The organism is Streptomyces sp. NPDC101110, from assembly GCF_044759525.1.
Lineage (GTDB): Bacteria > Actinomycetota > Actinomycetes > Streptomycetales > Streptomycetaceae > Streptomyces.
Genome location: NZ_JBIVZM010000009.1, coordinates 186072 through 209256 on the forward strand (window position 1 = coordinate 186072; position 23185 = coordinate 209256).

The window sequence follows — 23185 nt, forward strand, 5'->3', positions numbered from 1 at the left end:
CCCCGCTCCCGTGGACAACCCGGCGTTGTCCGCGAGTTATCCAAACCGGGAGCGGCCGCGCGGGCAAACAACCGCCCGGCCCCCGCGCCACAACCGACCGTTGTGACGCGACGCCGGCACGGGTGGTGGTTCAGCGCTGGTACAGCCCCACCAGAGTGCCGTCCGCGATGCGGCGCTTGTCGACCTCCTCGTGCACCTGGTCGGCACGCGGCGCGTCGGGCAGGACACACGGTTCGGACAGGGCGTAGAGCTGGAAGACGTAGTGGTGGGCGTCGTCACCCGGCGGCGGATGCGGGCCGCCCCAGCCGTGCTGGCCGTAGCCGTTGACGAGTTCCGTGCCGCCCGGTGGGCTCTGCCCGGCCTCGACACCGTCGCTGTGCGGGTCGATGCCGACCACGACCCAGTGCGCGAAGGTGCCCGACGGGGCGTCGGGGTCCTCGCACAGCAGGACCAGCTCGGTCGCGTCGTCCGGTACACCGCTCCAGGACAGCGGCGGAGAGACGTTGGGTCCCTCGTACGCGTACCGGCGCGCGATGAACGAGTGGTCGTTGAACGCGTTGCTGCTGAGCTCGATGCCGGTCATGTGCCCCGGGGTACCCCCGGGGGCTGCGTGGCACACGGTTCGGCACCGATCCCCCGGGTACCCGCCAGGTCGGGCCCGACCGAGGCGGGGGAGAGAGGAACCCGACGATGTCTCCCCTGGCAGACCAATTCGCGACGGACGCCCGGGAGGACCGGCGCGCCCCCGCCCGCACCGCCCGGCTGCGCAGCCGCATCCCCGAGCCCGACGAGGAGCCCGACCTCCTCGGCCAGTACCTCGCCCAGATCTCGGCGACTCCACTGCTCACCGCGGAGGACGAGGTGCGGCTGGCCCGGCGGATGGAGACCGGCGTGGGGGCGATGGAGGAACTCGGCCGGGCCGACGCCGGGGAGCACCCCCTCGCGGTGAGCCGACGCCGGGAACTGGAGGAGGCCGTCCGCGACGGGCAGGCCGCCAAGGACCACATGGTCAGGGCGAACCTCCGGCTCGTGGTGTCGATGGCCAAACGGCACGCCCACCGCGGGCTGCCCCTGCTGGACGTCATCCAGGAGGGCAACCTGGGGCTGATCCGGGCCGTGGAGAAGTTCGACCACACCAAGGGCTTCAAGTTCTCCACGTACGCGACCTGGTGGATCCGCCAGGCCATCGAACGGGGCCTGGCCGCGCACGCGCGTTCCGTGCGGCTGCCGATGCACGTGGTGGAGCAGCTGCAGAAGATCGCCAAGGTCGAGCGGCGGCTCAGGCTCGAACTGGAGCGTGAGCCGACCGTCGAGGAGGTGGCCCGCGAGAGCGGCTTCGCCGAGGACCGGATCGGCTGGCTGCGCCATGTGGGACGGGACGCGGTCAGCCTGGACACGCCGGTCGACGAGAAGGGCGAGACCGTCGTCGGCGACCTCATCGCCGACACCGAGGTGCTCCAGGCCCCGGAGGTGGCCGAGTTCCGGGCGCTCGCCGAGGAACTCCGCGAGGCCGTCGGGACACTCGCACCCCGCGAGGCCATGATCCTCAGCCTGCGGTACGGGCTGCACGACGGTCACACCCGCACGCTGAAGGAAGTCGCCGGGCGCGTCGGTCTGACCCGGGAGCGGGTGCGCCAGCTCGAGAAGGAGTCACTCGCCCGGCTGCGGGAGCCGGAGAGCCGCGAACGGCTCGTGGCGTGGGCCGGCTGACCTCTCGCACGCCCCACCTCACGCGGCCGGCGCCGTGACGACCAGCGAGCCGTCGGGCGCCCGCCGAACCGCCACCCCACCGCTGATCCGGTCCAGCGTGGCGCGCAGCCAGTCACGGTCCGCCCCGGAGGCGGGCTCCAGCCGCATCCGCCGGGCCCGGAACGGCACCATGCGCAGCCCCGCCAGGCGCCCGCTGTCCGCCTCGACCGACACGAGGAAGGCCAGCCGCAGGTCGTCGCGGTACTCCTCGTAGCCGGAGATGCCCTCGTAGTCGTCGACGAAGTCGCCGCAGCCGTAGAGGACGAGCCGGTCCCGGTACACCTCCAGCGGGCGGGGGTGGTGCGAGGAGTGCCCGTGGACGACGTCGGCCCCGCCGTCGATCAGCGCGTGCGCGAAACGGACCTGCTCGCGGGGCACGCGGTACCCCCAGTTCGAACCCCAGTGCACGGACACCACGGTCAGGTCGCCGGGAGGGCCGAGCCGCCGCACCACGGCTTCGGTCTCGGCCCGCGACAGATCGGGCAGATGGGCGACGCCCGGTCGGTCCGCTGTCGCCGCCCAGCCGGACGGGACGCCGCCGGAGTGTGCTCCGAGGGCGAACACCCGCAGCCGCCGGCCTCCGGGCAGCGGGACGACCGCGGGTGCGTACGCCTCCTCGGCGTCGTGGCCCGCGCCCGCCGTCCGCAGACCCGCCCGGGCCAGGGCGTCCAGGGTCTCCAGCAGGCCCCCGCGGCCGAAGTCCAGGACGTGGTTGTTGGCGAGGACGGTCACGTCCGGCCGCACCGCGGCGAGGGCCGGCAGGTTCGCCGGGTGCATCCGGTAGTGGATCTCCTTGCCGGGCGCGAAGGTGCCCGCGCGCGTCACCGACGTCTCGAGATTCACGATCCGCGCGTCCGGGGCGGCCTCGTCCAGAGCGCCGAGCGCCGCACCCCACGGCCACGACGCGGGCGCGGGGAGGGGCACCGGGCCGTGCGCCGACTCCGCCAGCCGGACGTACGAGCGCGCGTCCTTCACGTACGCCTCCCGCAGTGCCGGGTCACCGGGGTGCGCGAGGATCTGGTCGACGCCGCGCCCGAGCATCACGTCACCGCACAGGAACAGCGTCACGACATCGCCGCCCACCACTCCACGGTAGGCGGGCCACGCCCGCCGGGGTCAGGCCTCGACCCTCAGTGCACACGACCAGCCGTACGGGTCCGGCCCCATCCGCAGATCGTCCCAGGCCACCGCCGTCGGGACCGCGCCCGTGACCTCCACGTCCGCGAGGCCGGCGACCGCCAGCCGCACGTCCAGGCCGCCGTCGGCCTCGTCCGCCTCCACATCGACGGGCACCTGGCCGTAGACCTCCAGACGGAAGAGCACCTCGTCCAGCAGCGCGGCGAGCAGATCGTCGTCGCAGGCCTCCGGCAACCGCACCCGGTCCACGGCGGTCGGCCGCACCCGGGAGACGTCCGCGAAACACTCGACCACCGCCAGGACGGCCTCCGCCAGGCAGTGCTCTCTGCACGCCGCCCACGCCTCGATGCGGATGTCGCCTGGATGGGGCACCGCCCGGTGTCCCCAATCGCCCGGCTGCCGCCCTTGCCCTCCGTCGCCCGTGTCACCACCCATGAACATCGCCTGCCCGAGGCTCGCCCACCCATGCGGCCCCGGCACCGGCACGCCACTCAAACGGGCTCGTCCGCGAGGTACGGCGGCGCCGGGTCGTACTGGATGCAACGCCGCACCGCCCGCGCGTGCTTCCGGCCGTGCAGCCGCCCGACCAGCCACAACGCACTGTCGATCCCGGCCGAGACGCCCTGGCTGGTGACCAGGTGGCCGTCCACCGCATAGCGGGCGTCCCGGACCACGGTCACGTCCCCCCGCGCCTGCAAGGCGTCCTCCCGGCTCCAGTGCGTGGCGACCCGGCGCCCCCGGGCGGGCCCGGCGGCGTGCAGCAGGAACGCGCCATGGGACGTCCGGCCGCGCGTGGGTACCACGGACAGCGGGGGAGAGGCCGAAGCGAGGGAGAGGAGAGCGAAGATGGTCTCCCGGACGGTCACCCTGCCCGTGGGCGGTGCCGGTATCACCGGTGATCTGATGCTGCCGCCGGACAGCCGTGCGGTCGTGCTCTTCGCGCACGGCAGCGGCAGCTCCCGGCACAGCCCCCGCAACCGAGAGGTCGCCGCCGGCCTGCGCGCAGCCCGGCTCGGCACCCTGCTGATCGACCTGCTGACCGAGGAGGAGGAACGCCGGGACGCCGTCACCGCCGAACTCCGTTTCGACATTCCCCTGCTGGGCCGCCGGCTGATGGCCGCCCTCGACTGGCTGGCGCAGGACCCGGACACCTCGGGCCTGCCCGTCATCCTGTTCGGCGCCAGCACCGGCGCCGGCGCGGCCCTGGTCGCCGCCGGGCAACGCCCCGGCCGCGTCCTCGGGGTCGTCTCGCGCGGCGGACGGCCCGATCTGGCGGGCGACGCCCTGGACGCCGTCCGGGTCCCGGTGCTGCTGATCGTGGGCGGCCGGGACACGCACGTACTGCGGCTCAACGAGGAGGCGGCCCGGCGGCTGGCCGGCCCGCACTCCCTCCATGTGGTGCCCGGCGCCACCCACCTGTTCGAGGAACCCGGCGCACTGGACCAGGTCACCGGCATCGCCCGGCAGTGGTGCGACGAGCAGCTCACAAGAAGCGGAGGTGACCGTCATGCGGTTCCGTGATCGCCGACAGGCCGGTGAGGAACTGGCCGAAACACTGCGCACCCGGCAGCGTGCGGGAGACCTGCCCGATCCGCTCGTGCTCGCCCTGCCCCGCGGCGGGGTCGCCGTGGCGCGCGAGGTAGCCGCCGCGCTGGACGCTCCGCTCGACGTGCTCGTCGTACGGAAGATCGGGGCGCCCCACCACGAGGAACTCGGCGTCGGCGCGATGGCGGGGGACGAGGTGCCGCTCCTCGACGCGGACGCTTTGCGCCACCTCGGGATCGGTGAGGCCGCGCTCGCCCCCGTCATCGAGCGGGAGCGTGCCGAACTGCGGCGCCGCGAACGGCTGTACCGGCAGGGCCGGCCGGCGCCTGAGCTGCGGGGGCGGACCGTGATCGTCGTCGACGACGGCCTGGCGACCGGCTCGACCGCACGTGCCGCGGTGCGCCACGTGCGCCGTCAGGCACCCGCGCGGGTACTGCTGGCCACGCCCGTCTGCTCCCCGGAAGGAGCCGATGCGCTGAGCGCCGAGGCCGACGAGGTGATCTGCCTGCACCGGCCGGCCGCGTTCATGGCCGTGGGCCTGTGGTACGAGAACTTCGACCAACTGACGGACCAGGACGTCCTGGAGGCGCTGCACGTGCAGCTTTGACCAGTTGTTCACCTGACAGGAGTGGCGGAACACCGGCCACGCCGGGCAACGATGTCCCATCCCCCACACCTGCATCAGGAGTGACAAGCGAACGTGTCGCCGTCCGTGTGGCTGCTGACTGTGGCGGCTCTGTGCGTACTCGTCGCCGTCGAGTGCCGCGGCACCAGGCGTCCGTGGGCGGGGCTGCGCTCAGACGACCCCCTCCGCGCGCAGGGCCGCCACCTCCTCCTCGGTGCGGCCCAGTTCGGCGAGGATCGCCCCGGTGTGCTCGCCCACCGCCGGCACGGGGTCCATGCGCGCGGGCAGACCGGCCAGATCGGCGGGCGGCAGCAGTGCCTCCACGGTGGCGCCCGGCACCTCGACCTCGCTCCAGCGGCCGCGCGCGGCCAGTACGGGGTGGTCCAGGAAGGCGGCCACGTCGTTGACCCCGGCGCAGGCGATGCCGATGCGGTCCAGTTCCTTCAGGATCTCGTCGGAGCCGGAGCGGGCGAACCGCTCGGCGACGAGGGCGTTGAGTTCCTCGCGGTGGGCGACGCGGTCGGACCCGGTGGCGAAACGCGGATCGTCGGCCAGCTCCGGCCGGCCGAGGAAGTCGGCGCACAGCGCCACCCATTCCCGCTCGTTCTGGATGGAGAACAGCACCTCCTTGCCGTCGGCGGCGGCGTACGTCCCGTACGGCGCGATGGTGGCGTGCTGGGTGCCGAGCCGCGGGGGCTGGGTGCCGCCGTACCGGGTGTAGTAGGCGGGCTGGCCCATCCACTCCGCGAGCGCCTCGAACAGGGACACCTCCACCGGGTGGGCCTCGCCCGTGGTGGCCCGCGTGTACAGGGCGGTGAGGATGCCGCTGTAGGCGTACATCCCGGCGGCGATGTCGGCCACGGAGATCCCGGTCCGGGCGGTCCCCTCGGGGGTCCCGGTCAGCGACACCAGCCCGGTCTGGCACTGCACGAGCAGGTCGTAGGCCTTGCGGTCGGACCAGGGGCCGGTCGTGCCGTAGCCGGAGATCGTGCACGGGATCAGGCCCGGCCGGCGGCTGGTGACCGTGGCGGCGTCGAGACCGAGCCGGGCGGCGGCGCCCGGGGCGAGGTTCTGCACGAAGACGTCGGCGCCGTCGAGGAGGTCGTGCAGGATCTCGTGGCCGCGGGGGTCCTTCAGGTCGAGGGTGAGGGACTCCTTGGAGCGGTTGAGCCAGACGAAGTAGCTGGAGTGCCCGTGCACGCTCGTGTCGTAGCGGCGGGCGAAGTCGCCGTCGCCCGGCCGCTCCACCTTGATCACCCTGGCTCCGAGGTCGGCGAGCTGCCGGGTGGCGTAGGGCGCGGCCACTGCCTGTTCCAGACTGACCACCGTCACCCCGGCCAGGGGGTACCGCTGCACACTCATGCCTCAAGCTCCCGAATCGTGTACGGAGGGCGCTCGGACAGTCTGCCGCAGCGCACCGCCGAGAAGGCGGCCCGCCGACGCGATCCGGATCACGCCGGTGGGCGGTTTCACCGGCGGTGAGCTCGCTGACGTGCGGCTTTCACCGGCGCGTGGTGTGCCTGCCGTGCAGCTCCTCGGCAGACGCCGCCCGGTGGAGGCCGCGGAGCGGTCGCGACGGGTGCCTCCAGTGCACGGACGGCCGGCGACCCCGATCCCGCCCGGCGGACACTGGCCGCACCCGCCGGGACCCAGCGGCCCGGGCTTCGCCGGCCGGGCTCCGGTCCCGCCCGGCGGGTACCGGCCGCACCCGCACGGGCCCAGCGGCCCGGGGTCCGCTGCTCACCCCGGCTATACCCTTTCCTATTGCTTAGGCTGATTGATGCGGTTTGGTGGCCATCCGGCAGGGATGAGAATGCGGTGACGAGGGAGCAGCGGACACCCGGGCTGCCCGGCGCGCACGGCGTGGTGCAGACCGACGTGCTGCCGTTCCACCCGCACGTGCTCACCACCGCCCGGCGGGTGGCCGGGGGCGCGGCCCTGGCGGCCGGCCTGCTGGGCCTCGTGAGCCTCATCGGATGGATCTCCGGGGCCGACGCCCTGAAGGAAGTGCTGCCCGGCGTCTCGGTGGCCATGAAGGCCAACACCGCCGTGGCCCTGGTGGCGCTCGGCCTCTCCCTGTTCGTGATCGTGCGAGGCCCGCCCCGCCCGGCGCCGCTCCTCGTGTCCCGTGCGGCGGCGGTCCTGGTCGCCGTACTCGGCGCGCTCACCTTCGCCGAGTACGCCACCGGCGGGCGCCTGGGGATCGACGAGCTCCTCTTCGCGGACGACACCGCCTATCAGGGGACGGGCCCGCCGGGGCGGATGGCGCCGAACACGACCGGGGCGCTGATGGCCGCGGGGGTGGGTTCACTGTGTGCCGGTGTGCCCCGGGTTCCCGCCTGGGTGAGCCAGGTCCTGGGCCTGACCGTCGGCGCTCTCGGCATGCTGAGGCTGTACGGGGCCGCCTACGCGGTGCCCGAACTGGAGCAGTTCGGCCCGTACTCGGGGATGGCCCTGCACACCGCGGTGGCACTGGTGCTGATGGGTACGGCGCTCCTCCTGGCCCGTCCGGGAGAGGGCCCCGCAGGGCTGCTGCTGAACGCGGGCACGACCGGTGCGCTGGGCCGCTGGCTGTTCGTCACCGTCGTGATCGTGCCGCCGCTGCTGGGCTGGGCCGTGCTGGAGGGCGAGGACGGGAAGGTGTTCGGGGCACGGCTGGGCACCGCGCTGCTCGTCTGCGGACACGTGGCCGTGTTCACGGCGGTGATCTTCACGACCCTGGCCGTGGGCCGCCGTGTCGAAGTGGCGCACGGCCGTCTGGAGTGGCAGGTACGTCAGAACGAACTACTGCAGGCCTTCATGGACCACACGCCCGCGGTGGTGTTCATCAAGGACCTTGAGGGCCGCTTCCTGGCTGTCAACACGACGTTCGAGCAGAGCCTGAACCTGCCCCGGCACCGGGTCCTGGGACGCCGGGACGACGACGTCATGCCGTCCGACCTGGCACGGCAGGCGCGGGCCGCCGACCTCGCGATGCTGGCGGAGGGCAAGGCGGTGCAGCGAGAGGAACGGCTCGTCCTGCCGGGCGGTCCACGTGATGTCCTCTCCACCCTCTTCCCGCTCAAGGACGCCTCCGGCACCCCGTACGCCTTGTGCGGCGTCGTCACCGACATCACCGAGCGGGTCGCGGCGCAGCGCGAGGTCCAGCGGTCTCACCGGCGGTTCGTCGCGCTGCTGGAGTCCGCTCCCGACGCCACCCTGATCACTGACGGCGACGGCATCGTCGTCATGGCCAACCCGCAGGTCAGGCGCCTGTTCGGGCGTGAGCCGGGCGACCTCGTCGGCACCGGGGTGACCGGTTTGGTGCCCGCCGCACGGCGCCGGCGGCACGCCGCCCTCCTGGAGGCGTATCTCCGGCTGCGCGATCCGAAGCCGACGGTCCTGGACACCGACCTGTTCGGGCTGCGCGTCGACGGCTCCGAGTTCCCCGTCGAGGTGAGCGTCAGCAGCCTGCGGTCCGAGCAGGAGACCCTGGTGCTGCTGACCGTCCGGGACATCACCGAGCGCAGACGCCTGGAGGCCGAACGCGCCGAGCGCTACGAGCAGCAGCGCCACATCGCCTACACCCTGCAGCACAGCCTCATGGGGGAGCCGCCCCGGCTGTCGTACCTGCCGTGCGCCTACCGGTACCTGGCGTCCGTCCAGGACCCCGGCGTCGGCGGGGACTGGTTCGACGTGATCCCGCTCGACGAGCGCCGCACGGGCGTCCTCATCGGCGATGTGATGGGCCGGGGCCTGGAGGCCGCGGCCGTCATGGGGCAGCTGCGCGCAGCGTCCCACGCCCTGGCCCGCACGGGTGCCACGCCCAGCGGCCTGATGGAGGCCCTCGACACGTTCGTCGGCGACTTGGGGGACCAGCTGGTCACCTGTGTCTACCTGGTCCTGGACCAGGACCGGCACGAGGTCACCCTGTGCTCGGCGGGGCACCTGCCCGTCATCGCCCTGCCGCCCGGCGGGCCCGCCCGCAGGCTGAGGGCACCGGTCGGCGTGCCACTGGGCGTCAACGACGCCGCAGGCGCGCTGCCGTTCGAGGAAGCGACCGCGCCGCTTCGGCCGGGCAGTGCCGTGGTGCTCTACACCGACGGGCTGGTCGAAAGACCGGGCGCCGACATCGAGGCCCAGCTCGACATCCTGACCCACACCGTCGACGTCACGCTGAGGGGCGCCCCCGTCGACGACCCCGGCACCCTGGACGAGGCGGCGGACCAGCTCCTCAAGGCTCTCATCGCGGACACGGACACCTCCGACGACGACGTGACGCTGCTCCTGCTCGGTGTGCCGGGCCCGGCAGTGAACGGGCCCCGCGCCTAGCAGACGCACGAGCCCGGGCAAGTGCAGGCGCACCGGGCCGGGCAGCCGCAGGTGCAACGGGCCGGGCAAGAGCAGCGCACCGGCCTGAGCGGGTTTCCCGGCCCGTGCCCGCGGATACGTACCGGGCTCGCGGCCCGCAGAGGCACGACGGGGCCCTTGTCACGGTCCGGGCACACCTCGCGCGTTTTTCTGGCCGTGCAACCGCAGTGGCCGAAAGATGTGTCTCCGGGCGTGTGGCCTGCCGCTGGGGAGCGGCCGCCTCGGGGGGGTCGGAAATGAACGCATGGGCGGTGCCCGGATACACCGAGTCGCTCGAGCTCGGGTCAGGAGCCAGCGGCCGGGTCGTCCTCGCCGTGCACGAGGAGACCGGCGTGCCGGTCGCCGTGAAGTACCTGAGCGAATCGCTGCGCACCCGGCCGGGGTTCGTGCACGACTTCCGGGCGGAGGCCCGGCTGCTCGGCGGCCTGGAGAGCCCTCACGTCGCCGGGCTGTACGAGTACGTGGAGAGCCCGGACGGCGCCGCCATCGTGATGGAGCTGGTCGACGGCGTCCCGCTGCGCACGCTGCTCAGGCGGGAGGGCCCCCTGGCACCGGAGGCCGCGCTCGTCGTCCTCAAGGGGTCCCTGCTCGGCCTGGCCGACGCGCACCGGCTCGGTGTCGTCCACCGCGACTACAAGCCGGAGAACGTGCTGGTCGTACCCGACGGGTCCTCCAAGCTCGTCGACTTCGGCATCGCGGTGGACGCGGGCACCAGCGGCGGTGTGGCGGGGACGCCCTCCTACATGGCCCCCGAGCAGTGGACCGGCGCACCCGCCTCGCCCGCCGCCGACGTCTACGCCGCCACCGCCACCTTCTTCGAGTGCCTGACGGGCCACAAGCCGTACGCGGGGGACAACGTCGCCGAACTCGCGCTGCGGCACCTCGACGCGCCCGTCCCCGCCGAGGAAGTCCCCGAAACGGTGCGGGAGCTGGTGCGGCGCGGTCTGGCCAAAGACCCGGAGGAACGGCCCGCGCGGGCCGAGGTGTTCGTCGCCGAACTGGAGACGGTCGCCGGCGCCGCCTACGGCCCCGACTGGGAGGAACGCGGCCGGGGCAGGCTCGCGGCCCTGGTGGCCCTGCTGCCGCTGCTCCTGCCGTCGGCCCGCACCGCCCCCCGCAGCACCACGGACACCGCTCGCACGGTGCTGAGCCGGACGCCGCGCCCCGGCCGGGCGCATCCGTGGCTGCCCGGACGCGCCGGACTGCTCGTGTCCGCCGCGGCCGTGCTCCTCGGCGTCCTCCTGACGTACGGGCTGCCGTACGACCCGGACACCGCGGCGCAGCGGACGGGGCAGGCCCTGGCCACCACCGGTGCGGGATCCGGGGCGGGGCCGGAGGCCTCCGGCGCAGCGGCCGCCGATTCCCCGCAGGCCACCCCCACCGCCTCGGACGGCGGGACCCCGTCCCCCTCGGCTTCGGGCTCCGGCCCGGCGGCCACCGGTACCGGTGCGCCCCCGGTCTCCGCCACGCCGTCCGACGGCTCCGGTGGCCCGGGTACCGCCGGTGGCTCGGGTGGCGCGGGGACGGCCGCTCCGGCGGCGACGGACACCGTGACGCCGTCGACGGCCACGACCACCGCCCCGGCCCCGCCCACCGGTCCCGCGGTCAAAGACGTCACCGTGTCCGGCTTCCGGCAGACGGGCCCCACGACCGCCACGGCGACCCTCGCCGTCACCACGGACGGCACCGGCCCGGTCACCATCACCGTCTCCTGGTTCGCGGGCGGCACGGCGGGGCAGCCGGGCACCGCGGACGGCGCGTCACAGACGTTCGAGCGCAGCGGCGCCACCCAGTACACGATCGGCGTCGACCACACCTTCCTGACCCCCGGCTGCTACTGGACGGTGCAGGCCACCACGGCTCCGGCCGCCGCCGACGGTGGCGCCTCGCAGCAGCTCCTGACCCGGCGGTGCGACCTCCGATGACCGCACACGACGACGAGCGCGGACCCGGCGCCGACGCGGAGTACAGCGCCACGGTGCTCGCCAGCCACTGGATCCAGCGGCCCGGAGCCGACGAGACCCTCGTCGAGGGGGCGGAAGCGGGGCCGACGCTCCCCGACCGGGTCGAAGGAACCGTGCTGCGCTTCGGGCCGGGCGTGACCGCCGTCCGCCGGCGCACACTTTCCGCCGTCCCGCAGCCGAACGCGGCACCCCGGTACCGGCGGCTGCGCAGACATGCCCTTCCCGCGCTGGTCCTGGTCTGCGTCCTCGCGTTCCTGGCCTGGCAGCGCCTCGGGCCGCCGCTGAAGGTGAGCACGGCGACGGTCACGGCCCGGCCGGCCTCCCTGGGCTGTGGCGAGACCGCGGACCTCGTCGCCGTCGTCACCACCAACGGCCGCCCGGGCACGCTCTCCTACCGCTGGGTCCGAAGCGACGGCACCGCCTCGGGAGTCCTGAAGGACGTGCTGGCCCGGGGCCAGACGCAGACCCGGCTTCACCTGCGCTGGACCTTCCAGGGTCCGGGCCACCGCGCGGCACGGGCCGAACTGCGCATCCTCTCCGGAACTCCCCGCACGGCCACCGCCGGCTTCGTGTACGACTGCCCCTGACGGCCCACCGCCGGCGTCGGGTACGACTCCGGCGGGGGGCCGCGCCGAAGCGGGGCCTCTCCTCGAGTTCAGGTGCTCGCGCAGGTGCTCGCGGCACCGGCCGGTGCCGCGGGCCTGCCGCGCGAGACGACGCGCGTCCCGCGGCCGTCGGCGACCCGTACCTGCAGAGAGCCGCATCGGCAGCGTGCCCACTCCGTGTGGCCCGTCGCGGTGCCGTGGCGGGACAGCACCCGGAACGGCTCGGCGCCGTCCGGACGGCCGCAGTGCGGGCAGGAGGTGATGTCGGTGCTGGTCATGGCGGGCTCCTCGTCCCTCGGGGCTGGTCGAATCGTCGCGACACAGCCAGCGTGCGGCTTCGGGTACATATACGTCCAGGTTGACTTTGCGGACGTCACTGTGAAGCCTGGGCTTCATGATTGACCTGCGCAGGCTGCACGTCCTGAGGGCGGTCGCCCACTACGGCACGGTCACCGCGGCCGCCCGGGCCCTGCACTTCACGCCCTCCGCCGCCTCCCAGCAGGTCCGGCAGCTCGCCCGGGACCTGGGCGTCGACCTGCTGGAGCCGCAGGGGCGCGGGGTTCGTCTCACCGCTGCCGCCGAGAGCCTGCTCGCGCACGCCGACGCCATCCAGGCCCGGTGGGACCAGGCCGAACTGGATCTGCGGGCCGACCACGGGGCACCCTCCGGGGTGCTGCGGGTGACCGGTTTCCCGGTGGCCGTCTCGGTGCTGCTGGCGCCGATGACGGCCCGGCTGCGGGACCTGCATCCACGCCTGTCCGTCCGGATCACCGAGGCGGGTGTGCCGGAGAGTTTCGACCTGCTCTTCGAGGGCGAGACCGACCTGGCCGTGGTCGAGGTGACCCCGTACAACCCTCCGTTGAGCGACACGCGGTTCGTCCAGCAGCCGCTGCTCGACGACCCGTTCGACCTCGTCGTGCCCGAAGGGCACCGGCTGGCGGGGCGGGCCCGGGTCGATCTCGCCGAGGCCGCGATGGAGGCGTGGATCGCGCCCGTGCAGGACAGCCCCTGCCGTCCGCACGTCCTGTCCGCCTGCGGCGCGGCCGGATTCACCCCCGAGGTCGTCCATCACGCCCTCGACTGGAACGTCTGCGCCCACCTCGTGGCCCACGGGCTCGGCGTCGCCCTCGTCCCGCGTCTGGCCCAGCTGTCCCCGCAGCTGCCGATCACCCGGGTCCGCTGCACCGGCAACCCGCACCGCAAGCTCCTGACCTCTACCAGAAGCGGCGGCCAGGCCCGGCCGGCGGTGACGGCCGCGCTGGCGGAACTACGGGCCCTGGCGGCCGCGGCGGTCGCCTGACGGGAGGGGCCGGACCGTTCGCAGGCGCCGGCCACCCGGCTGGGGTGCGAGCGCCTCACCCCCTGGGCGCCCCCACCCGCAGCCCGTCCATGACGAAGTCCAGCAGACGGGTGGCGCGCGGCTGCCAGTCGGTGCCGGGGTCGATCGTCCAGAGCCCGCCGATGACCAGGAAGAGGTCGTCCGCGGTGACCCCCGGGCGGATGGTGCCGGCCTCCTCCGCGGCCCGGAGCAGCAGCTCGGCCGCCTCGGTCACCGGGGCGTGCCCGGGTTTCGCCGGCTGCCCCGGTGCGCTGGTGGCCTGGCGGATCGCGTCGGCGAGACCGGCCTTGGCCATGGCGAACCGTGCCAGCCGGTCCATCCACTCGCGCAGCGCCCGGTCGGGCTCCCGGCTCTCCAGCAGCGGCGCCGCGGTGTCGGCGACCTGCTGCATCTCGTGCCGGTAGATCTCCAGGACGAGTGCCTCGCGGGTGGGGAAGTGACGGTAGAAGGTGCCCTGCCCGACGCCCGCCTTCTTGGCGATCGCGCTCAGCGGGACGTCCGCCGCACGTGTCAGTTCCTCCAGCGCCACCGCCAGGATGCGCTCGCGGTTGCGCTGCGCGTCCGAGCGCAGGGGGGCGTCCTTGTTCTGCCGCACTCGTACTCCTCGCGGTCCGCGGCCGAAACCGGACCTTGCTAACCGGACAGTTGTCCGTTACGTTTCCCGAGTAGTGGACAACTGTCCGCTTGTTCCATCGTATCGGCGGGCCACCCGTGCGGACACCCCGCGTCCGGCGCGCTGCGCGCAGGCACGCCCCGCATCCCGCACGACCGCGGGCCGGCACCACCGCCGGCAGCGACACCGCCTCAGACCTCGCGATGTGAGAGAGAAGGCTCCCATGCCCCCATCGACGTCCAGCGACCTCACCCTGTCCGTCAACGGCGAGAAGTACACGCTGACCGTCGACCACCGCACCACCCTGCTCGACGCCCTCCGCGAGCGCCTGGACCTGACGGGCACCAAGAAGGGCTGCGACCAGGGGCAGTGCGGCGCCTGCACCGTCCTGGTCGACGGCCGCCGCAAGGTGGCCTGTCTGCACCTGGCGGTCGCGGCCGAAGGACGCGAGATCACCACCATCGAAGGCGTGGCCGAGGGCGAGCGACTGCACCCGGTGCAGCAGGCGTTCCTCGACCTGGACGGCTTTCAGTGCGGCTACTGCACCCCGGGCCAGATCTGCTCGGCCATCGCCGTGATGGAGGAGCACGCGGCCGGCTGGCCGAGCGCGGTCACCGGCGACGTCAGGCCCGAGGCGGGCCCCCCGCCGCTGACCCCGGAGGAGATCCGCGAACGGATGAGCGGCAACCTGTGCCGCTGCGGCGCGTACGTGTCGATCGTCCAGGCCGTCGCCCGGGCCGCCGAGCAGACGAACGGAGCCGCGGCATGAGGGAGTTCGGCTACCAGCGGGCGTACGACGTCCCCGGCGCCGTGGCGCTGCTCGACGGTGACGGGGAAGCCCGGTTCCTCGGCGGCGGCACCAACCTCGTCGACCTCATGAAGACCGGCGTCGAACGACCCGCCCGGCTCGTCGACGTCACCGAACTGCCCCTGAACCGCGTCGAACCGGCCGACGACGGCGGGCTGCGCATCGGCGCGACCGTCACCAACAGCGACCTGGCCGCCCACCCGGACGTCAGGCGCCGCTACCCGGCCCTGGCACAGGCGGTGCTGGCCGGCGCCTCCGGGCAACTGCGCAACATGGCCACCGTCGGCGGCAACCTGCTCCAGCGCACCCGCTGCGGCTACTTCACCGACGTCAACTCCCCCTGCAACAAACGCGTCCCCGGCAGCGGCTGCCCCGCGATCGAGGGCGAGCACCACAATCACGCCGTCCTGGGCGCCTCGGATCAGTGCGTGGCCACCCACCCGTCCGACATGGGTGTGGCCCTGGCTGCGTTCGACGCGCGCGTCACCTACGAAACGGCTTCCGGGCCGGGGGAGTTGCCGCTCGCCGACCTCTACCTGCCGGTGGGGGAGACCCCACACCTGGAGACCGCCCTGCCGCCGGGGGCGCTCATCACCGGCGTCACCCTCCCGGCCACCGTCACAGCGGCCAACTCCCGCTACCGCAAGGTGCGCGAGCGGGCCTCGTACGCCTTCGCCATCGGCTCCGTCGCCGCCGCGCTCGACGTACGGGACGGCCGCGTCCACGACGTGCGCCTGGCGTTCGGCGCGGTCGCCTCCCGCCCCTGGCGCGCCCGCACGGCCGAACGCGTCCTGACCGGCGCCCCGGCCGACGCCGGGAACTTCGCGGCCGCCGCCGACGCCGAACTGGCGGCCGCCCGGCCCCTGCCCCACAACGGATACAAGGTGACCCTGATGCGCAACCTCGTCGTGGCCGTGCTGAGCGAACTCGCCGAGGAGGCCGCCCGATGACCACCGCCACCAAGGGCGCCGCCGGCACCGCGCACACCCGCGTGGAGGGCCGCGACAAGGTCACCGGCGCGGCCCGCTATGCCGGCGAGATCCCCTTCGCGGACCTCGCCCACGGCTGGCTGGTGCCCTCGACCGTCACCCGTGGCCGCATCCGCGCCCTGGACGGCGAGGCCGTGCTCGGAATGCCCGGCGTCCTCACCGTGCTCCACCACGGCAACGCCCCGCGCGTCGACACCGGCTTCACCGGCATGATGGGCGTCCCGCCGGACCCGAGCACCGGCCTGTTCCAGCACGACCGGGTGCCCCACATGGGCTGGCCGGTGGCCCTGGTCGTCGCCGAGACCTCCGAGCAGGCCCGGGAGGCCGCGGAGGCCCTCGTGGTGCACTACGAGCGGGAACCGCACGACGTCGCGTTCTCGGCGCGGCGCGCGTCCGAGGCGTACCCGCTCGACGGGCACACGCCGGCCGTGGTGGAGAAGGGCGACCTGGAGGCGCAGCTCGCGGCGTCCGCCGTCGTGGTGGACGCGGAGTACACCACCCCCGAGGAGCACCACAACCCCATGGAGCCGCACGCGGCGGCGGCCCGCTGGGAGGGCGGCCGGCTGGAGGTCGTCGACTCCAACCAGGGCACCGGCTGGGTCGCCGACGAGCTCGCGAAGCTCTTCTCCCTCGACCCGGCCTCCGTGCGGGTCCGCTCCGAGCACGTCGGCGGCGGCTTCGGCAGCAAGGGCACCCGGGCGCACCAGGTGGCCGCCGTGATGGCGGCGACCGTGCTGCAGCGCCCCGTGCGGGTCGTCCTGACCCGCCGGCAGATGTTCTTCCTCGCCGGTCATCGCAGCCCCACCGCCCAGCGGGTCAGGCTCGGCGCCGACGCCGACGGGCGGCTGCGCGCCCTGGAGCACCGGTCACTGAACCAGACCTCGACCGTGCACGACTTCGTCGAGCCGAGCGCGGCGGCGAGCCGCTCGATGTACGCCGCCGACGCCCACCACACCGCCAGCCGGGTCGTGAAGCTGGACGTCCCCAGCCCGACCTGGATGCGCGCCCCGGGTGAGGCGCCGGGCTCGTTCGCCCTGGAGTCGGCGGTCGACGAACTCGCCGAGCGGTGCGGCGTCGACCCCATCGAACTGCGGATCCGCAACGAGCCCGCGGTGGGCCCGGTCTCCGGGCTGCCGTTCGGCGGCCGCAACCTGATCGCGTGCTTCCACGAGGGTGCCCGGAGGTTCGGCTGGGCCGGGCGGGACCCGCGACCGGGACTGCGCCGGGAGGGCCGCTGGCTGCTCGGCACGGGCACCGCCGCGGCCTCCTTCCCCGTGATGGCCATGCCGTCCACGGCGTCCGTGACCGCGCAGGCGGACGGCACCTTCACGGTGCGGATCAACGCCGCGGACATCGGCACCGGTGCCAGGACCGCGCTCACCCTGGTCGCCGCGGACACCCTGGAGGTGCCCGCGGACCGGGTCCGGGTGCGCATCGGGGACAGCGACCTCGGCCCCGCGATGATCGCCGGCGGTTCGGCGGGCACCCGATCCTGGGGCTGGGCCGTCATGGAGGCGGCCGGGGAACTGCGCCGCAGCCTCGCGCCCGGCGCCGACATCCCGCCGGAGGGCGTCACCGTACGGTCGGACACGACCCGGGCCGTCGGGGCCCTCGCCCAGAAGGAGCGGCACGCCTTCGGCGCGCAGTTCGCCGAGGTCGCCGTCGACCCCGCCACCGGGGAGGTCCGCGTACGCCGGATGCTGGGAGTCTTCGCGGCCGGCCGGATCGTGAACCCGCTCACCGCCCGCAACCAGCTCGTCGGCGGCATGGCCTGGGGCATCTCCATGGCCCTGCACGAGGAGGCCGTCCGGGACCGCGCGAGCGGCGGCCTGTACGGCGCCGACCTCGCCGGCTACCACGTCGCCGCGCACGCCGACGTACCGCACATCGAGGCCGACTGGGTCGACGACCATGACCCGGACGACCCCGTGGGCATCAAGGGCATCGGCGAGGTCGGCATCGTGGGCGCGGCCGCGGCGGTCGCCAACGCGGTGTGGCACGCCACCGGGTTCCGCCACCGGAACCTGCCGATCCGGCCCGACCGGGTGCTGCAGGCGGGCGCCGATGCTTGATCTCGCGGGGCCCCTGCACGAGTGGATCCAGGAGGGCCGCGACTTCGCCGTCGCCACGGTGGTCTCCGTGGGCGGCAGTGCCCCGCGCCCTCCCGGCGCCGCGCTCGCCGTCCGGGCCGACGGCACGGCGGTCGGCTCGGTCTCCGGGGGGTGCGTGGAGGGAGCGGTGTACGACCTGTGCCTCCAGGCCCTCCAGGACGGCGAGTCGCTGGTCGAGCGGTTCGGCTACAGCGACGAGGACGCCTTCGCGGTGGGGCTGACCTGCGGCGGGACGATCGACGTCATGGTCACCCCGTTCAGGGGCCCTCGTGCGGCCGAGGCGGCCGCCCTGGCGGCCGCCGCCCGGCAGGAACCGGTGGCCCTGGCCCGGGTGGTCCGGGGCCCGTCTGGCCTCCTCGGCCGGGCCCTGCTGGTCCGCCCCGACGGCTCCTGCGAAGGGGGCCTCGGCGGCGCTCCGGGCCTGGACCGCACCGCGCTCGACCGGGCCGGTGCCCTGCTCGCCGGCGGACGCACCGGCACCGTGGACCTCACCGAGGACGGGGCGCACTGCCCCGGCGGACTCACGCTGCTCGTCGAGTCGGCCGCCCCGCCGCCGCGCATGATCGTCTTCGGCGCCATCGACTTCGCGGCGGCGCTGGTGCGGGCGGGGAAGTTCCTCGGGTACCACGTCACCGTGTGCGACGCGCGCCCCGTCTTCGCGACCCGGGCCCGCTTCCCGGAGGCCGACGAGGTCGTCGTCGACTGGCCCGACCGCTACCTCCGGCGCACGGTGACCGACGGGCGCACGGCGCTGTGCGTGCTCACCCACGACGCGAAGTTCGACGTCCCGTTGCTCATGGAAGCGCTGCGGCTGCCGGTGGCCTACATCGGCGCGATGGGCTCCCGACGCACCCACGCGGACCGCGAACGGCGGCTGCGGGAGGCGGGACTGAGCGAGCACGAGCTGGCCCGGCTCAGGTCTCCGATCGGCCTCGACCTGGGGGCCCGTACGCCCGAGGAGACCGCCGTGTCGATCGCTGCGGAGATCGTCGCGGCACGGCACGGCGGCACGGGCGCCCCCCTCACCGGCTCGGTCAGGCCGATCCACCGGCGCGACCGCGCACCGCAGCCGGTCTGAGCGGCTGCCGCCGACGCGCCGAAGGGGGCCGGGGCCGTTTTTTCCGGCCCCGGCCCCCTCCGCGGGCGCGAGGTGTGCCGTCAGGCCGCGGCGGGCTCCGAGGCATGACCGTGCAGACGGGCGATGACCTCGGTCAGCTGCCCGGCGACCTCGGCGTCGTCGGCCGGGTGCGTCTCGGCGAAACGGGTCATCGAGCCGGGGATGGACAGCTTGACGTCCTCCAGGACCTTGCCGCCGGCCACACCCACGGACTTGCGGGTCTCGTCGTGCGCCCAGACACCGCCGTACTGGCCGAACGCGGTGCCGACCACGGCGACGGGCTTGCCGCTGAGGGCGCCGGCGCCGTAAGGGCGGGACAGCCAGTCGATGGCGTTCTTCAGCACGGCAGGGATGGTGCCGTTGTACTCGGGGGTGAACAGGATCAGGCCGTCGGCGGCGTTCGCGGCCTCGCGCAGCCGCTCGGCGGCGGCCGGGACGCTGCCCTCCACGTCGATGTCCTCGTTGTAGAAGGGGATCTCGGCCAGGCCCTCGAACAGGTTCACCTCGGCACCTTCGGGGGCGAGCTTCACGGCCGCCTCGGCCAGCTGGCGGTTGTGCGAACCGGCGCGGAGGCTGCCGACGAGGGCGAGGATACGAACGGACATGCTGACTCCCACATCTGAGGCGCTGCTTGGGTCACTGACGATCCGGACCGGGGTCCGTTTAATGTTCTAGCATCCTAACCGGACCGCGGTCCAGTTTTGTTCCCGATGCTTTACGCTGGCTTCATGTCCGCCGCACCGCCCCCTTTCCCGACGCCCCAGGAGCCCGTCGACCACCTCGAGCTGCTGCAGCTCGACACCGCCTTGGAGGGTGACGAGCCGTGCCTGCGAGCCGACGCCGCGCGCAACCGTGCCCGGCTGCTGGAGGCCGCCGGACGCCTGGTGGCGGAGCGCGGCGCGGAAGCCGTCACGATGGAGGCCGTGGCCGCCGAGGCCTGCGTCGGCAAGGGCACCGTCTTCCGCAGGTTCGGCGACCGCACCGGCCTGCTGACGGCCCTGCTCGACCACTCCGAGAAGAAGTTCCAGGCCGCCTTCCTCGCCGGTCCGCCGCCGCTCGGACCCGGAGCGCCGCCCGTGGAGCGACTGCGGGCCTTCGGCTGCGCCATGCTGCGCCGCTCCGCCGACGACCTGGAGCTCCAGCTGGCGGCCGAGCCCGGCGCCAGCCGCCGCTTCGTCACCCCCGCCCGCCGCGTCCTGCGGCACCACATCGAGATGCTGCTGCGCCAGGCCCTCCCCGAGGCGGACTGTGATCTCCTCTCCCACGCGCTGATGGGCCAGCTCGACCCGGCCCTGATCCACCATCTGACCAGGCAGTGCGGGATCCCCCCGGCCCGTCTGGAGGCCGCGTGGATCGACCTGGTCGACCGGGTGACGGGTGCGGGTACCGCCTGCCCCTGAGCACCACCGTACTCCGTGAGCGCTCACGGGTTTCTCACAACTCCCCCGCCGCGAGGGCGCATTGGGGCTTCTGCCAAGATGCCGTACGTCATGGTGCAGATACCGAAAACGCCCGCGCCCCCGTCCCCCGCACCGTCGCGCTCCGTGCCCACGAGCGCCGATGTGGCCCGCCTGGCCGGCGTCTCGCGCGCGACCGTCTCCTACGTCCTCAACAACACCAGCGCCGTACGGATCAGCGAGCCCACCCGCCGCCGGGTGCGCGAGGCCGCGAGGGAACTCGGTTATGTCCCCCACGCGGCGGCCCGCAGTCTGCGCGCCGGACACAGCCGCATGGTGCTGATCCCCGCGCCGACCTTCCCCGTCGGCCCTCTCTACAGCCGGTTCCTCACCGACCTCCAGGCCTCGCTCAGCGCCCTGGACTACACGGTCGTGCAGCACGGCACCGGCGGCCCGCACGGTGACGAAGCGGCCCGCGCCTGGGCCGAGTTGCGGCCGGTGGCCGTGCTCGTACCCGGCTCCGGGCTCGGCCCGCGCGGGGTGGCGGTGCTCAAGCGCTCCGGGGCGCGGGCCGTGGTCACCCTCGGACCGGAGACCATCGAGGGAGCGCACGCGCTGCTCATGGACCACGACGTCGTCGGCCACAGCGCGGGCGCCCACCTCTACGACCGCGGCCGGCGCCGGATCGGTGTCGTCGTCCCGCAGGAGCCCGGTCTGGAGGCGTTCTCCGCGCCGCGCCTCGACGGCGTGCGCCAGTCGGTGCGCGGCACGGATGCCACGGTGACCGAACTGCCCCTCGCCTACGACGAACAGGCGGCGGTGCAACTCGCCGCCCGCTGGCGGACGTTGGGCCTGGACGCCGTGTTCACCTACAACGACGAGTACGCGATGCTGCTGATGCGGGCCCTGTTGGACGAGGGCATCCGCATCCCCGAGGAGACGGCCGTGATCGGCGCCGACGACCTGATGCTCGGGCGGCTGCTGCGGCCCCGGCTCAGCACGGTCCGGCTGCGGCTGCCCTCCGGCCGTGAACTGGCCGAACTGGTCGACCGCGCGGTGCGCAGGCCCGCCACCGAGCCCGAGGCGCACAAGGTGCTGGGGGCGACGGTGCTGCATCGCGAATCCAGTTGACCCGTAGCGGTGCGCGGCGCTGCGGCCCGCGGCGAATACGGGGCGGACGGCCCGGTCCGCGGGCACGGCACGGCTAGGATGTTGCATGCTCAACAAAACGGGGACGCGTTCCCGCGGGCGGCGGCGCACACCGCTGCGCCCGCCCGGTGCGTTCCGCCATGTGACCGCCGAACCGGCCGCGCACGTACGGGAGTTCCGCTTCGCCCGTCAGCCGGTGACCGATCGATCGGAGAGCCGTCATGCCGTTGCTCGACACGAGGACCTGGCAGCCCCGCACTCTCACGGGGCCCGGGTACACCGTCACCGAGCCAGCCACCGGCCAAGCCCTCGGCCCCCTCACCCTCGCCGGTCCGCAGGACGTCGAGGCCGCCGCCGGGCGGGCCGCCGCCGCCCAAACCGCATGGGCCCGCACCCCGCACTTCGCTCGCGCCGCCGTCCTCCGCAAGGCCGGCGACCTGTTCACCGCACACGCGGCCGAACTGCGCGAATGGCTCGTCCGCGAATCGGGGTCCGTCCCCGGCAAGGCCGACTTCGAGCTGCACGTCGCCGCCCAGGAGTGCTACGAGGCCGCCGCGCTCGCCTCCCGCCCGGCCGGGCAGGTCCTGCCCAGCGAGGCACCGCGCCTGTCGTACACGCGCCGCGTCCCGGCCGGTGTGGTCGGCGTGATCTCGCCGTTCAACGCGCCGCTGATCCTGTCGATCCGCTCCGTCGCACCGGCCCTGGCGCTGGGCAACGCGGTCCTGCTCAAGCCGGATCCGCGCACGGCCGTCTGCGGAGGGCTGTCCCTCGCCGCGGTCTTCGCCGCCGCGGGCCTGCCGGAGGACCTGCTGCACGTGCTGCCCGGCGGCCCGGACGCCGGGCAGGCCCTGGTCGCCGACCCGCGTGTGCCGGTCATCTCCTTCACCGGCTCCACCGCCGCCGGGCGGGCCGTGGGCGAGGCCGCCGGCCGTCACCTGAAGCGGGCCCACCTGGAACTGGGCGGCAACTCGGCCATGATCGTGCTGGCGGACGCCGACCTCGACGCGGTGATCTCCACGGCCGCCTGGGGCTCGTTCTTCCACCAGGGCCAGATCTGCATGACCACCGGACGCCATCTGGTGCACGCGTCCCTCTACGACGAGTACGTCGAGCGCCTGGCCGCCAAGGCGGACTCACTCGCCGTCGGCGACCCGTACCGGGACCAGGTCCACCTCGGCCCCATCATCGACTCGGGTCAGCTCACCAAGATCAGCGGCCTGGTCGACGCCAGCACGGCAGCGGGTGCGAAGCTCGCCGCCGGCGGCACCCACGACAGGCTCTTCTACCGGCCCACCGTCCTCGCCCACGTCGACGACCGCACCCCCGCCTACACGGAGGAGGTCTTCGGCCCGGTGGCGCCCGTCCGCCCGTTCACCACCGCCGACGAGGCGGCTGCCCTGGCCGCGCAGAGCCCGTACGGCCTCTCCCTGGGCATCGTCACCAGGGACCCGGCCCGCGGCCTCGACCTCGCCGAGCGCATCCCGACCGGCATCGTCCACATCAACGACCAGACCGTGAACGACGAGGCCGTGGCGCCCTTCGGCGGGGTCGCGGCCTCCGGCACCGGCGCCCGCTTCGGCGGTGAGGCCAATCTGGAGGCCTTCACCGAGCTGCGCTGGACGACGGTACGCGGAGACGTCGCTCCCTATCCCTTCTAGGAGCTCCGCCCCCTGCCCGAGGGCCCGGT

Annotated in this window: 21 protein-coding genes and 1 pseudogene; 14 read left to right on the forward strand and 8 right to left on the reverse strand. The window is 74.0% G+C overall.

Features of this window, described 5'->3' with window-relative positions:
- Positions 1–130 precede the first annotated feature (130 nt).
- Positions 131–583 carry a YbhB/YbcL family Raf kinase inhibitor-like protein gene (locus ACIQU3_RS22335; protein WP_403927312.1) on the reverse strand — a complete coding sequence of 151 codons (453 nt, stop codon included), beginning with the start codon at positions 581–583 and terminating at the stop codon, positions 131–133.
- A gap of 107 nt (positions 584–690) precedes the next feature.
- On the opposite strand from ACIQU3_RS22335, the gene ACIQU3_RS22340 reads away from it, so the two are divergent.
- The gene (locus ACIQU3_RS22340) at positions 691–1710 is read left to right on the forward strand and encodes a sigma-70 family RNA polymerase sigma factor (RefSeq protein WP_403927315.1); all 1020 of its coding nucleotides are present in this window, start codon (positions 691–693) and stop codon (positions 1708–1710) included.
- Between the two features lie 18 nt (positions 1711–1728).
- On the opposite strand, the gene ACIQU3_RS22345 is transcribed toward ACIQU3_RS22340, so the two are convergent.
- From ACIQU3_RS22345 to ACIQU3_RS22355, 3 genes and pseudogenes are all read right to left on the reverse strand, one after another.
- Positions 1729–2832 carry a CapA family protein gene (locus ACIQU3_RS22345; protein WP_403735712.1) on the reverse strand — a complete coding sequence of 368 codons (1104 nt, stop codon included), beginning with the start codon at positions 2830–2832 and terminating at the stop codon, positions 1729–1731.
- A gap of 33 nt (positions 2833–2865) precedes the next feature.
- Entirely contained in the window at positions 2866–3321 is a 456-nt protein-coding gene (locus ACIQU3_RS22350) for an archease (protein WP_403927318.1), read from the reverse strand.
- Between the two features lie 56 nt (positions 3322–3377).
- A pseudogene (locus tag ACIQU3_RS22355) lies at positions 3378–3659 on the reverse strand (DJ-1/PfpI family protein); the annotation flags it as partial.
- Between the two features lie 73 nt (positions 3660–3732).
- Between ACIQU3_RS22355 and ACIQU3_RS22360 the strand changes: the two are divergent.
- Together ACIQU3_RS22360 and ACIQU3_RS22365 are read left to right on the forward strand one after the other, a co-directional pair.
- Entirely contained in the window at positions 3733–4407 is a 675-nt protein-coding gene (locus ACIQU3_RS22360) for a dienelactone hydrolase family protein (protein ID WP_403927320.1), read from the forward strand.
- Positions 4394–5038: a phosphoribosyltransferase gene (locus ACIQU3_RS22365; RefSeq protein ID WP_403927323.1), complete on the forward strand. Its 645-nt coding sequence runs from the start codon at positions 4394–4396 to the stop codon at positions 5036–5038. The genes ACIQU3_RS22360 and ACIQU3_RS22365 overlap by 14 nt, the downstream gene beginning before the upstream one ends.
- A 189-nt stretch (positions 5039–5227) precedes the next feature.
- On the opposite strand, the gene ACIQU3_RS22370 is transcribed toward ACIQU3_RS22365, so the two are convergent.
- Positions 5228–6418 carry a CaiB/BaiF CoA transferase family protein gene (locus ACIQU3_RS22370; protein WP_403927325.1) on the reverse strand — a complete coding sequence of 397 codons (1191 nt, stop codon included), beginning with the start codon at positions 6416–6418 and terminating at the stop codon, positions 5228–5230.
- 456 nt (positions 6419–6874) lie between these two features.
- On the opposite strand from ACIQU3_RS22370, the gene ACIQU3_RS22375 reads away from it, so the two are divergent.
- The 3 genes from ACIQU3_RS22375 to ACIQU3_RS22385 all read left to right on the forward strand — a co-directional run bounded on the left by ACIQU3_RS22375 (position 6875) and on the right by ACIQU3_RS22385 (position 11957).
- Positions 6875–9367 (forward strand): SpoIIE family protein phosphatase, encoded by a 2493-nt coding sequence (locus tag ACIQU3_RS22375; RefSeq protein WP_403927328.1) that lies wholly within the window; start codon positions 6875–6877, stop codon positions 9365–9367.
- Positions 9368–9642: 275 nt separating this feature from the next.
- The gene (locus ACIQU3_RS22380) at positions 9643–11331 is read left to right on the forward strand and encodes a serine/threonine-protein kinase (RefSeq protein ID WP_403927331.1); all 1689 of its coding nucleotides are present in this window, start codon (positions 9643–9645) and stop codon (positions 11329–11331) included.
- Positions 11328–11957, forward strand: a complete 630-nt coding sequence (locus ACIQU3_RS22385; RefSeq protein ID WP_403927333.1) for a hypothetical protein — start codon at positions 11328–11330, stop codon at positions 11955–11957. Before ACIQU3_RS22380 ends, ACIQU3_RS22385 begins: the two co-directional genes overlap by 4 nt.
- Positions 11958–12025: 68 nt before the next feature.
- On the opposite strand, the gene ACIQU3_RS22390 is transcribed toward ACIQU3_RS22385, so the two are convergent.
- Complete coding sequence (locus ACIQU3_RS22390; RefSeq protein WP_403735687.1) at positions 12026–12253, reverse strand: hypothetical protein; 228 nt, start codon at positions 12251–12253, stop codon at positions 12026–12028.
- 116 nt (positions 12254–12369) lie between these two features.
- Here ACIQU3_RS22390 and ACIQU3_RS22395 point away from each other — a divergent pair, with 116 nt between their 5' ends.
- Positions 12370–13275 carry a LysR family transcriptional regulator gene (locus tag ACIQU3_RS22395; RefSeq protein ID WP_403735684.1) on the forward strand — a complete coding sequence of 302 codons (906 nt, stop codon included), beginning with the start codon at positions 12370–12372 and terminating at the stop codon, positions 13273–13275.
- A 55-nt stretch (positions 13276–13330) separates the two neighbouring features.
- On the opposite strand, the gene ACIQU3_RS22400 is transcribed toward ACIQU3_RS22395, so the two are convergent.
- Complete coding sequence (locus tag ACIQU3_RS22400; protein ID WP_403735681.1) at positions 13331–13909, reverse strand: TetR/AcrR family transcriptional regulator; 579 nt, start codon at positions 13907–13909, stop codon at positions 13331–13333.
- Between the two features lie 241 nt (positions 13910–14150).
- On the opposite strand from ACIQU3_RS22400, the gene ACIQU3_RS22405 reads away from it, so the two are divergent.
- From ACIQU3_RS22405 to ACIQU3_RS22420, 4 genes are read left to right on the forward strand one after another with little or no spacing between them, the layout of a single operon-like run.
- Complete coding sequence (locus ACIQU3_RS22405; protein ID WP_403927336.1) at positions 14151–14696, forward strand: (2Fe-2S)-binding protein; 546 nt, start codon at positions 14151–14153, stop codon at positions 14694–14696.
- Positions 14693–15685, forward strand: a complete 993-nt coding sequence (locus tag ACIQU3_RS22410) for an FAD binding domain-containing protein (RefSeq protein WP_403927338.1) — start codon at positions 14693–14695, stop codon at positions 15683–15685. The genes ACIQU3_RS22405 and ACIQU3_RS22410 overlap by 4 nt, the downstream gene beginning before the upstream one ends.
- Complete coding sequence (locus ACIQU3_RS22415; protein WP_403927339.1) at positions 15682–17796, forward strand: xanthine dehydrogenase family protein molybdopterin-binding subunit; 2115 nt, start codon at positions 15682–15684, stop codon at positions 17794–17796. The genes ACIQU3_RS22410 and ACIQU3_RS22415 overlap by 4 nt, the downstream gene beginning before the upstream one ends.
- On the forward strand, positions 17789–18913 hold the full coding sequence (locus ACIQU3_RS22420; protein ID WP_403927342.1) for an XdhC family protein: 1125 nt from the start codon (positions 17789–17791) through the stop codon (positions 18911–18913). The genes ACIQU3_RS22415 and ACIQU3_RS22420 overlap by 8 nt, the downstream gene beginning before the upstream one ends.
- A gap of 80 nt (positions 18914–18993) precedes the next feature.
- Here the strand turns inward: ACIQU3_RS22420 and ACIQU3_RS22425 are convergent, their stop codons facing one another.
- Complete coding sequence (locus tag ACIQU3_RS22425; RefSeq protein WP_403735665.1) at positions 18994–19557, reverse strand: NAD(P)H-dependent oxidoreductase; 564 nt, start codon at positions 19555–19557, stop codon at positions 18994–18996.
- A gap of 123 nt (positions 19558–19680) precedes the next feature.
- Between ACIQU3_RS22425 and ACIQU3_RS22430 the strand changes: the two genes are divergently transcribed.
- The 3 genes from ACIQU3_RS22430 (at position 19681) to ACIQU3_RS22440 (ending at position 23156) form a co-directional block, all read left to right on the forward strand.
- Positions 19681–20352, forward strand: a complete 672-nt coding sequence (locus ACIQU3_RS22430) for a TetR/AcrR family transcriptional regulator (protein ID WP_403735662.1) — start codon at positions 19681–19683, stop codon at positions 20350–20352.
- A gap of 78 nt (positions 20353–20430) precedes the next feature.
- Positions 20431–21480, forward strand: a complete 1050-nt coding sequence (locus ACIQU3_RS22435; RefSeq protein WP_403927345.1) for a LacI family DNA-binding transcriptional regulator — start codon at positions 20431–20433, stop codon at positions 21478–21480.
- Positions 21481–21719: 239 nt separating this feature from the next.
- Positions 21720–23156 carry an aldehyde dehydrogenase family protein gene (locus ACIQU3_RS22440; RefSeq protein WP_403927348.1) on the forward strand — a complete coding sequence of 479 codons (1437 nt, stop codon included), beginning with the start codon at positions 21720–21722 and terminating at the stop codon, positions 23154–23156.
- The last annotated feature ends 29 nt before the right edge of the window (positions 23157–23185 follow it).

Bases quoted from the DNA above. Each gene is read 5' to 3' on its own strand.
- ACIQU3_RS22335 (WP_403927312.1), bottom strand. From the start codon at position 583: ATGACCGGCATCGAGCTCAGCAGCAACGCGTTCAACGACCACTCGTTC.
- ACIQU3_RS22340 (WP_403927315.1), top strand. From the start codon at position 691: ATGTCTCCCCTGGCAGACCAATTCGCGACGGACGCCCGGGAGGACCGG.
- ACIQU3_RS22350 (WP_403927318.1), bottom strand. From the start codon at position 3,321: ATGGGTGGTGACACGGGCGACGGAGGGCAAGGGCGGCAGCCGGGCGAT.
- ACIQU3_RS22360 (WP_403927320.1), top strand. From the start codon at position 3,733: ATGGTCTCCCGGACGGTCACCCTGCCCGTGGGCGGTGCCGGTATCACC.
- ACIQU3_RS22365 (WP_403927323.1), top strand. From the start codon at position 4,394: ATGCGGTTCCGTGATCGCCGACAGGCCGGTGAGGAACTGGCCGAAACA.
- ACIQU3_RS22370 (WP_403927325.1), bottom strand. From the start codon at position 6,418: ATGAGTGTGCAGCGGTACCCCCTGGCCGGGGTGACGGTGGTCAGTCTG.
- ACIQU3_RS22380 (WP_403927331.1), top strand. From the start codon at position 9,643: ATGAACGCATGGGCGGTGCCCGGATACACCGAGTCGCTCGAGCTCGGG.
- ACIQU3_RS22385 (WP_403927333.1), top strand. From the start codon at position 11,328: ATGACCGCACACGACGACGAGCGCGGACCCGGCGCCGACGCGGAGTAC.
- ACIQU3_RS22390 (WP_403735687.1), bottom strand. From the start codon at position 12,253: ATGACCAGCACCGACATCACCTCCTGCCCGCACTGCGGCCGTCCGGAC.
- ACIQU3_RS22395 (WP_403735684.1), top strand. From the start codon at position 12,370: ATGATTGACCTGCGCAGGCTGCACGTCCTGAGGGCGGTCGCCCACTAC.
- ACIQU3_RS22405 (WP_403927336.1), top strand. From the start codon at position 14,151: ATGCCCCCATCGACGTCCAGCGACCTCACCCTGTCCGTCAACGGCGAG.
- ACIQU3_RS22410 (WP_403927338.1), top strand. From the start codon at position 14,693: ATGAGGGAGTTCGGCTACCAGCGGGCGTACGACGTCCCCGGCGCCGTG.
- ACIQU3_RS22415 (WP_403927339.1), top strand. From the start codon at position 15,682: ATGACCACCGCCACCAAGGGCGCCGCCGGCACCGCGCACACCCGCGTG.
- ACIQU3_RS22420 (WP_403927342.1), top strand. From the start codon at position 17,789: ATGCTTGATCTCGCGGGGCCCCTGCACGAGTGGATCCAGGAGGGCCGC.
- ACIQU3_RS22425 (WP_403735665.1), bottom strand. From the start codon at position 19,557: ATGTCCGTTCGTATCCTCGCCCTCGTCGGCAGCCTCCGCGCCGGTTCG.
- ACIQU3_RS22430 (WP_403735662.1), top strand. From the start codon at position 19,681: ATGTCCGCCGCACCGCCCCCTTTCCCGACGCCCCAGGAGCCCGTCGAC.
- ACIQU3_RS22435 (WP_403927345.1), top strand. From the start codon at position 20,431: ATGCCGTACGTCATGGTGCAGATACCGAAAACGCCCGCGCCCCCGTCC.
- ACIQU3_RS22440 (WP_403927348.1), top strand. From the start codon at position 21,720: ATGCCGTTGCTCGACACGAGGACCTGGCAGCCCCGCACTCTCACGGGG.